The following is an 8,580-nucleotide window of genomic DNA, read 5'->3' as shown; positions in this document are numbered from 1 at the left end:
CTCTTCACTCTTCACTCTTCACTCTTCACTCTTCACTCTTCACTCTTCACTCTTCACTCTTCACTCTTCACTCTTTAATCACCCTAAAACTTGCTGTTGAATTTGCCATAGTCACTTTAAGCACATAAAAACCAGCAGACAGGGTCGAGACGTCTATTTTTCCATCTGTACTTTTTCCTTTTAAAACAGAAACCGATTCGAAATTAAAAAACTCATAATCAAAGTTTTCGGCATTAAGGTCTTTTATCGAAATTACACTTGTTGCGGGATTCGGGAAAGCATATGGTTTTTTCGTAGTTGTATTTTCATGCGGAGTATTATTGCAGGCACTTTCCAACAATGCTGATAAATCTGTTTCATCATAAATCAGAGCATAATTGAGCTCTTTTACTTTTTGAAACAACTCGCAAGCCTTTTTGTATTTATGCTGCTCCAAATAAATAACCCCCAGATTCTTCATCGCGTACGAATTGTTTTTATCCGTTTCTAATGCTGCTTTTAAATCGGAGATTCCTTTATTTGATTCTCCTAATTTGTGATAGATTAAACCCCGGATGGTTCTTAAATCCCTGCCACCGTAAGCCGAATTTCTGCCTGCAATTGTATTTTCAGCTGCAAAAGCTTTTGCAACATTTTCCATCGCTTTCTCATAATTGCCTGTATCGCTGTACAATTTCGCGAGGCTCCATCTTGCATATGCGTGATCCGGTTTTACAGCTGCAATTTTCTCCAGATAAAAACACGCTAAATCGTATATCTTTCTTCGCTGGAGCAATGAAGCAAAATTATAGAGGATTCGTAAATCGTCCGGAGCACTTTTTATGGCCTTATGGTAATACTGGATCGCAAAACTATCCATTTCGAGTGATGCATAGACAAAGGCTAATCTGTCGTAAAGCTTGCTTCGAAACAAATCTTTCTTTTGTTCTAACGAATCGGCCAGAACGATACTTTTATTTTTAGGATCTTTATCAATCGAGTATTCGACTTTTTTTAAGTCCTCAAGTGCCAGCGTAATATTACCCAAACTAACGCTTAACACACCGCGATTGTACAGATCATTCACTTTAGTGGGATTGTAATTTGTTTTGGTATTGATTTCGATAAGTAGTTTGAGGGCTTTTTTTACCGACTCTTCCTTGTCTTTACTGAAAGGCAGTTTGTGATCAATTCTGCTAACTAATTTCCCATGCGAAAAATTCCAGGTGACTAACTTTTCGCCTTCCTGATTGTACTGAAAACAGTCGGAATCTTTTAGCCCTTTTTCGTCGTAATAAAAAACTTCATTTAGCTTTCCGTTCGGATAATACGTTTTGGTACTGTCCGGATTTTTATCTGCTCCGTACCATATTTGCACCGAAACTACCTGATCGTCGTAATAATAACGGGTAACATTATCAGTTGTATCTGTATTGTTCACCTGACCGGATAAAACTATCGGCAAGAACAGCAAGGCAAAAACCGCCTTTTTACAAATGGAAATTTGTTTTCTCAAGATTTTATTGATTAGACGGAAAATGTAATTTCAGGTAAAATTATTTGTTTTCTTTCAGGATGGATTAAAATCCATCCCAACAATATGGACCGAGCTGAAGGCTCTTTCCTGTAAACTTTGTAGGACGGATTAAAATCCATCCCTACAATATGTCTCGAGCCAAAGGCTCTTTTCGGTTAACTTTGTGAAGCTTTGTGAAAAACTCCGCGAATCTCTGTGACAAAACCCAACTAAAACCTCTGAACCTTTGCCCCTCTGAACCTAAAAAACTAAACTCTCTTAATCTCATGTCCCACAAATTCCTCCAAAGTCGCAAACATATCATCGACAGAAAGCACTTCGAAATCGGGATGATTTTTTAAGAAATCGGCATTTAGTCTCACCAGGTTTTCTTCTAATTCATAAAACGCATCGTTGTTCAGTAAATCACGTATTGGGTTTACGCCTTCCAATTTTCCGCTTAAAAATTTATTGAGTTTTACACTGCTCATCAATCTCACTTTTTTGCTTTGCTGCTGAAACAATTCCAAGTGTTTTTCGGCACCAATTAAAGTCAGACCTTCTTCAATAAGTTCGTTTAATTCTTTGTTCCAACCTGATTTATAGACAAACTGAGCAAAATTCCCTTCTGTATATTGTGACCAATAGAAATCTAAATAATAACTCATCAAAGCATCTTCGTGGATGAACTCATCATCGACCCCTTCTTCACGCATTAAATTGATTACCGAAATATTCGAGTGAATCACATCCTGCAGATTCTCACTGTTCATTGCCGTTTCAGAAACTATTATTCTGCCAAATTCTTCCATTTTGAATTTATTTAAGTGTGTTTGATGCAAATTTCGGATAAAATAAACAGAGAACAAAATCTATAATTTAAAGAAAAAGGAATTCAGATTAAAAGACTTAGAACCTAAACAAAAGCAAACGAACTACTTACCGGAAACATAAGATTAGCAGCTATTTTTCTCTTTAAAATCTAGGTAAAAACTTAATAAAAAACATACTTTTGCGCTCTTTTAATCAAAAACAAATATTATTCCCACATTTTTTATGAAGCAAAAACTACTTCTTCTCATTCCAAGCCTCTGCACACTCCTGTTTGGGAGCTGTTCTTCGACTGATGCAGTAACATGTTATCTACCTACTACGGAAATCAGCAGTAACTCCCCATTAGTACCAGGCGCAACTTTGGAGCTGGAAACCCCCTTTAATGATGGTTTTGAAGTTAAATACAATTGGTCAGGTCCTAATAATTTTCAGTCCAACCTTCAAAATCCAATTATTAAAAATGTTACATCTGCTATGGCAGGAGAATACACCTTAAAAACAACAAAAGGAATCTGCGAAAGTATCGAAAGTAAATTGCTTGTAGAAGTTAATGCTCCCAATATTCCTTGCACTACCAACAAAAATACCATTGTTTTCACAGGTTCTTTCGCTCCAATAAAATTTAATTCAGTATCCACATCCAACAGAACTGATAATTTCACAATGACTGCCAGCTCGTCTCAGGGCGATCTAAGGATAGAATTTGCTAATGATGTAAAACCAGTTCCCGGCATTTATACTATTTGCAGTTCCTGTCCCACTTCTTTCATGGAAAAAAATGAAGTTTGCGTAAGCTTTAATTACTTAGATCTTGCTCGCGCCCGCGAAGGAGTCGTGTATATATCTTCTTCAAATGGAAAACTGACAGCAGCATTCTGTAATGTAATTTTTAAACCATCTTCTTTTACATTAAATGCTTCAACAACTATAACAGAAAATTAAAATGAAACTATTAGTACTAATTTTAATTTTTACATTTTCAAATTCTTTTGCGCAAAACTCCTACATAGTTGACAAAAAAGGAAACAAGATACTTACTCGTGATGAAGTTACAGACATACTCCTGGTAGATAAGCGAATATCGTATGTAAACCTTGGCAAGAGTTGGGAAAAGTATATCAAATTTGAAGATCTCGATCATGCCGTTATAGGCCCCTCTTTACTAAAATCGTTTCATCTAAACCAAAAGAAAAAAGCAGATGTATATTTTGTATATGGCGAAAAAAACGATCGAAAACTTGTTGGTCTTGCCTATATTATAGAAACAATTCAGGGACACCATGTAGAAGGCTTTAAAAAAACTTTTTATGAATTGTATTTAATTGATAATAATGAAACTATTTTAGATCAAATTAACGGTACATCAACAAACACAGAAGGAAAAATAGCACTTCGAGGAGAGATCTCTCCATTCATTAAAAAGTACTTTTCGGATTGCCCTGCCTTAATGACCAAGCTAAGCAAATATGATCTACACGACCAAAATAATCGAGAAATCTTATCCTTTTTCTTCGACACAGAATATATTAAATGCCAATAACATCTACAATAATGAAAAAAAACATACTACTTTTTATCACAATACTATTATATAATTTATCTACATATGCTCAAGCTCCCAGAGGAGTATATATTTCGGCAGGCTTTTCTCAAAACAATTTAAAATCATCTGATTTACTCACTGATTCTAAACCTGGTTTTACAGTTGGAGCACAGTACCATTTGGGTTATCATGAAAATTACAATTTTCAATTCGAGTTTGCATACAAACAAAATATATTAGATGTAAAATATGTCGAGGATAATTTTGAAGAAGCAAAAAACTCGAAATACAAATATTCCGATATAAGTTTTGGAGCTTATGTTAACTATTACATTTTAAAACCAGAAGAGGACAGATTTTTCCTTGGACCACAGGCAGGTGCTTTCGTTTCATACGTTGACCCAATTACACCATCAAAAGGTGCTGATGTTACTAATCAATACTATTTACCCTATTTATTAAATGAATCCGATCTACAAGACAGTTCTAAATTCAATTATGGGCTAGGACTAGGACTAACAGGCGGATACAATGACTTCAGGTTTGACTTGAGATATAGTTTAGGGTTGGCTAATTTACTGGAAGATGTCCAAACACACAGTTTTGATAGTTCCAATAATTACACCGGCCCCACCCTTCAAGGTAAAACCAATATGATATCATTTACGATCAGTTACAAGGTATTTTCACTCTCGAAATAGGACCTTTCTTCAGATTTAAAAAAGCAGTAAACATATAATTGTTTACTGCTTTTTTACGTTTTACCCAAAAGGGAATAATCTAGACCCTATTTTAATTAACAGAAACACAGTCTTTGTGCTCAAAACAGAGAAGGCAGAAAACACGTTCCAATCTAAATAAGATCAGATTCATCCGTATTTTTTTTCTGATTCATTTTTGCTACTAAAGCCTTTAATTTTAAAGCACGCTCTCTTTTCTCTTCCTGAACTTTAGCTTTTTTGCGTTTTAGCAATTTGGTATGCAAAGCCTTGTTTTTGCCGTTTTTTTCGGGACCTTTTGCCATGATTTCATTTTATTAAATTGCGTTTACAAAGATAAAGAACTTATTGCAAAGACAATTATTTAGTACTTTTGATCTGCCCGTTTTCTTTTCTGAATCAAAAAAATAAACAGTTCACTATGAAGATAACATCCACATCTCTTCTATTAATTTTATTACTAATATCTTGTTCTAAAAAAACAGAAGTTAAGAATTTCCCGTTTGATAGCTTCGTTTTTTCATATGCTGGTTTACATCATGATAATTCAATTAAGTTCAATAATAGCGATACTATTTTTCTTCAAAGAAGATATCCCGAACCAAAAGAAAATTTCTATGCCATAATTAATGGTAATATAAAAGAAAAACTATACAAGCATCTTCAAAGTTTAAACATCAATAAATTTAAAGGTGAATATTCACAGAATAATTTGTGTGATGGCAGCGCCTATCTGCTTAACATTTCAAATAATAATAAAAACAAATCGATATTTGTATACGGACATACTGCTCCTAAAGAGCTTTATAATTTTATTAACTCTTTATCCAAGTTTAAAGATCATTTAAAATTTATTCCAACAAAACAGGTCATTGACTTTGGCGATTTAAGTACAATTCTTCCCCCACCACCCCCACCTCCATTAAAAACTAAAACTGAATAATGACACCAACCTTCTTCTCAACACCCGAAAAATTCAGAGCATGGTTAGAAAAACACTATCAAAAAGAAACCGAACTTTTAGTTGGTTTTTATAAAGTGAGTACCAAAAAACCGTGCATGACCTGGTCAGAATCTGTTGATCAGGCGCTTTGTTTTGGCTGGATCGATGGCGTTCGAAGAGCTGTCGATGGAGAAAGTTATACGATACGTTTCACACCCAGAAAAAAATCCAGTATCTGGAGTGCCATCAATATCAAAAAAGTAGAAGAACTCACTAAGGCCGGACTCATGCTCCCCGAAGGCTTAAAGGCTTTCGAATTAAGATCTGAAGAAAGATCTAAAATCTACTCACATGAAAGAGAAGCTTACCTACTTGACCCGGAATTTGAAAAACAATTTAAAGCTAACAAAACAGCCTGGGAATACTTTAGTCATCAGGCACCCTCGTACAGAAAAGTAATGATTCACTGGATCATGAGTGCCAAACAAGAAAAAACCAGACTTTCAAGATTAGAAAAAGCAATACAGATAAGTGCCGAACAAAAACGAATGTTGTAACAACTATTGCTTTGCTAAATGATAAATATTAACTTTAATCCGTCTAAAAAAATCTCAGCTAAAAAGAAATAAAAAATGGAGGGAAGAAAAACACTAGAATATTACGTTTTAGATGTATTCTCAAACGAAAGTTATAAAGGAAATCCGCTTTCTGTTGTTTTTACCGATGGTAATTTAAAACTGGAAACATATCAGGATATCTCTAAAGAATTTGGTTACTCCGAAACCTCTTTTGTTTATTATTCCACAAGAGAAAAAGCACTGATGGTTCGTTCGTTTACCCCAACAGGAATCGAGATCGACGGAGCAGGACATAATTTACTGGGTGCAGTCTGCGGTGCTCTCTTAAAAGGAATGCCTATTTTTGATGAGCAAAACGAAAGTGAGCTTTTTGTAATCATGAAACATTCCGCCATTCCGTTAACCGTTACTTTAGATCCGGTTACTTTCTATCCTCTTGTTCAAATGCATCAAAAATCGGCAGTCATTAAGCAAGAAATTCCAACTTATAAAATTGCAGTTGCACTTGGTTTAAAAATTGAAGATTTAGATGTAAATGCTTTTGTTCCTACCATAGTCAATACAGAAGTTGCCCATGCCATGGTTCCCATAAAAAGCAGTCAGATACTCAATAGTTTTGTTCCGGACAACCAGCTTTTAATCGAAATTTCGAAAGAATATAAATTCGAAGGTTTTTATTGTTTCACCATCGCTGATGAAAATGAGGAGCATATCGTCGAAACGAGATTTTTCAACCCAATTATCGGAATAAATGAAGATCCTGCTACAGGAACAGCCGCAGGACCTTTAATTGGCTTTTTAACACAAAAGAAATTCACTAAATCCGACAAAGAATACAAAATACTTCAGGGTGTACGATTAAAACAGCCCTCAATGATTGAAGTAATGAATCGTGAAGAAGATATTCTGGTTGGAGGTTCCTCTACCATAACGATGCGCGGAGAACTTTATTTGTAAAAAAATAATCGATAAAATACAATGTACAAGCAGGCTTCTCTTTTCTCAGGAAACGGTATAAAACTAATGAGCTCTTTTACGAGATGAGTTAAACTTAAACCAAGAATAATCCCAATAATCAATTTCACCTGTTCTACTTTATACCTTAGATAACTTCTGATCATTTATTCCTCAAAAAACATCTAAACTTGCAAAAAGAAAAAACTCCTTCTATACTCTTCTATGACAGATATCCCGTTTTTTTTAGTTCTTGACAGTTTCAGAAACGAGTCCTCCATAGAAAAGCTGTATTGTTCCTCCATAACCTGCGACAGGCAGTAAATCGCCTTCAAACCTATCCCGATAAGCAGTTGGAATTACAGGTGTATGTTTTTTGTTTGTGAGAATTATTACAATTGAATTGTGATGAAAGTCAATTACAAAACAATTTCCTACCCATCCGGTATGACCAAATGCATGACCGGCTTGAGGAAGTAATAAACCATAGATAAGATGGCACAAATCAGTAGGAACTTGAAATCCTAATGCATAAGTTTTATCTATATTTAAAGTATTAAGAAATAAATCTACAGTTTGTTGTGAGCACAGTTCAAAAGCACCATACTTTCCTCCATTCAGAATCAACTGACACAAAACAGAAAGATCATCGGCAGTAGAAAATAATCCCGCATGCCCGGATACTTGTCCCATAGAATAATAAGCAAATTCATCGTGAACTTCTCCCTGAATAGTTTTAGTTCTGATATTTGGAAATGAAACCATACCATCTCTTGTGTTTCCACATCTTTCTGTTGCTTCAAATCGATCTTGCACAAGACCTGTACTATCCAGAATGTACCCGGTATTCTTCAGTCCTAAAGGCTGATATATCTGTTTTTTAACAAACTCATCTTGTCTCATTCCGGTGACTTTTTCTATTATAATCCCCAGCAAAGCAAACCCAATATCACTATACAATGTTACTGTACCGGGTTTATTTAATAAAGGAACCAATGGTAACAATTCAATCGTTCTCTCTCGAGATTGAGAATAAAAATCGGGATCATAATCCGGATCATAAAAATGAAAACTTGACGGCAAACCTGAATTATGATGTAAAACTTGTTTTATAGTAATCTGATCCTTATCACCTCCTGTGAACTCAGGAAGATACTTGTTCACTTTATCTTCTATAGACAATATACGATCATCTATTAATTTCATATAAGAAAATGTGGTCGAAAAAATTTTAGTTAGTGATGCCATATCAAATATTGTATCCACTTTCATTGGTTGAGGATTTGGCATCAATTCTTTTTCGTTGTATATTCTTTGATTGCCATAACTTTTTTGAAAAATTCTCTCTTCATTTTTAATGGCTGTAAAAACAGTTCCCGGTAAGCCATTGTTGATAGAAAAGATAATTTGACGATCTATTTTTTCGATCCATTCTAAAGGATAACTGCTATTCTCACTTTTCATATTTACTTATTCTTAAATTAATAATGTAAGAATAAACTTGTTTTTATTAA

10 protein-coding genes are annotated in these 8,580 nt (G+C 34.6%); 6 read left to right on the top strand and 4 right to left on the bottom strand.

From position 1 onward, the window contains the following. Positions 1-67: 67 nt before the first annotated feature. Complete coding sequence (locus tag JO950_RS19985; protein ID WP_202704218.1) at positions 68-1,495, bottom strand: T9SS type A sorting domain-containing protein; 1,428 nt, start codon at positions 1,493-1,495, stop codon at positions 68-70. A 269-nt stretch (positions 1,496-1,764) separates the two neighbouring features. After that, positions 1,765-2,307 (bottom strand): hypothetical protein, encoded by a 543-nt coding sequence (locus JO950_RS19980; RefSeq protein ID WP_202704217.1) that lies wholly within the window; start codon positions 2,305-2,307, stop codon positions 1,765-1,767. Between the two features lie 244 nt (positions 2,308-2,551). Here JO950_RS19980 and JO950_RS19975 point away from each other — a divergent pair, with 244 nt between their 5' ends. The 3 genes from JO950_RS19975 to JO950_RS19965 are packed head-to-tail and all read left to right on the top strand — an operon-like array spanning position 2,552 to position 4,573. Beyond that, positions 2,552-3,271: a hypothetical protein gene (locus JO950_RS19975; RefSeq protein WP_202704216.1), complete on the top strand. Its 720-nt coding sequence runs from the start codon at positions 2,552-2,554 to the stop codon at positions 3,269-3,271. Between the two features lies 1 nt (position 3,272). Then, positions 3,273-3,869, top strand: coding sequence for a hypothetical protein (locus JO950_RS19970; RefSeq protein ID WP_202704215.1), 597 nt, complete (start codon positions 3,273-3,275; stop codon positions 3,867-3,869). Positions 3,870-3,880: 11 nt separating this feature from the next. Beyond that, on the top strand, positions 3,881-4,573 hold the full coding sequence (locus JO950_RS19965) for an outer membrane beta-barrel protein (protein ID WP_202704214.1): 693 nt from the start codon (positions 3,881-3,883) through the stop codon (positions 4,571-4,573). Between the two features lie 152 nt (positions 4,574-4,725). Here the strand turns inward: JO950_RS19965 and JO950_RS19960 are convergent, their stop codons facing one another. Continuing rightward, positions 4,726-4,896: a hypothetical protein gene (locus JO950_RS19960; RefSeq protein ID WP_165769202.1), complete on the bottom strand. Its 171-nt coding sequence runs from the start codon at positions 4,894-4,896 to the stop codon at positions 4,726-4,728. A gap of 116 nt (positions 4,897-5,012) precedes the next feature. Between JO950_RS19960 and JO950_RS19955 the strand changes: the two genes are divergently transcribed. The 3 genes from JO950_RS19955 to JO950_RS19945 all read left to right on the top strand — a co-directional run bounded on the left by JO950_RS19955 (position 5,013) and on the right by JO950_RS19945 (position 7,069). Next, the gene (locus JO950_RS19955) at positions 5,013-5,534 is read left to right on the top strand and encodes a hypothetical protein (RefSeq protein ID WP_202704213.1); all 522 of its coding nucleotides are present in this window, start codon (positions 5,013-5,015) and stop codon (positions 5,532-5,534) included. Next, on the top strand, positions 5,534-6,091 hold the full coding sequence (locus JO950_RS19950) for a YdeI family protein (RefSeq protein ID WP_202704212.1): 558 nt from the start codon (positions 5,534-5,536) through the stop codon (positions 6,089-6,091). The genes JO950_RS19955 and JO950_RS19950 overlap by 1 nt, the downstream gene beginning before the upstream one ends. Before the next feature lie 75 nt (positions 6,092-6,166). Further along, complete coding sequence (locus tag JO950_RS19945) at positions 6,167-7,069, top strand: PhzF family phenazine biosynthesis protein (protein ID WP_089076052.1); 903 nt, start codon at positions 6,167-6,169, stop codon at positions 7,067-7,069. A 243-nt stretch (positions 7,070-7,312) separates the two neighbouring features. Here JO950_RS19945 and pbp4b read toward each other — a convergent pair whose 3' ends face one another. Beyond that, entirely contained in the window at positions 7,313-8,530 is a 1,218-nt protein-coding gene (gene pbp4b, locus JO950_RS19940) for a penicillin binding protein PBP4B (RefSeq protein ID WP_202704211.1), read from the bottom strand. Between the last annotated feature and the right edge of the window lie 50 nt (positions 8,531-8,580).

It is taken from the genome of Flavobacterium sp. UGB4466 (assembly GCF_903469665.1).
Lineage (GTDB): Bacteria > Bacteroidota > Bacteroidia > Flavobacteriales > Flavobacteriaceae > Flavobacterium > Flavobacterium lipolyticum.
Note: the sequence above shows the minus strand (reverse complement) of the source record. Positions and strands in the feature narration are given on the sequence as shown.

Excerpts from the sequence above, each read along its gene's own strand:
- JO950_RS19950 (WP_202704212.1), top strand. The coding sequence starts at position 5,534 with ATGACACCAACCTTCTTCTCAACACCCGAAAAATTCAGAGCATGGTTA.
- pbp4b (WP_202704211.1), bottom strand. The coding sequence starts at position 8,530 with ATGAAAAGTGAGAATAGCAGTTATCCTTTAGAATGGATCGAAAAAATA.
- JO950_RS19970 (WP_202704215.1), top strand. The coding sequence starts at position 3,273 with ATGAAACTATTAGTACTAATTTTAATTTTTACATTTTCAAATTCTTTT.
- JO950_RS19965 (WP_202704214.1), top strand. The coding sequence starts at position 3,881 with ATGAAAAAAAACATACTACTTTTTATCACAATACTATTATATAATTTA.
- JO950_RS19980 (WP_202704217.1), bottom strand. The coding sequence starts at position 2,307 with ATGGAAGAATTTGGCAGAATAATAGTTTCTGAAACGGCAATGAACAGT.
- JO950_RS19945 (WP_089076052.1), top strand. The coding sequence starts at position 6,167 with ATGGAGGGAAGAAAAACACTAGAATATTACGTTTTAGATGTATTCTCA.
- JO950_RS19955 (WP_202704213.1), top strand. The coding sequence starts at position 5,013 with ATGAAGATAACATCCACATCTCTTCTATTAATTTTATTACTAATATCT.
- JO950_RS19975 (WP_202704216.1), top strand. The coding sequence starts at position 2,552 with ATGAAGCAAAAACTACTTCTTCTCATTCCAAGCCTCTGCACACTCCTG.
- JO950_RS19960 (WP_165769202.1), bottom strand. The coding sequence starts at position 4,896 with ATGGCAAAAGGTCCCGAAAAAAACGGCAAAAACAAGGCTTTGCATACC.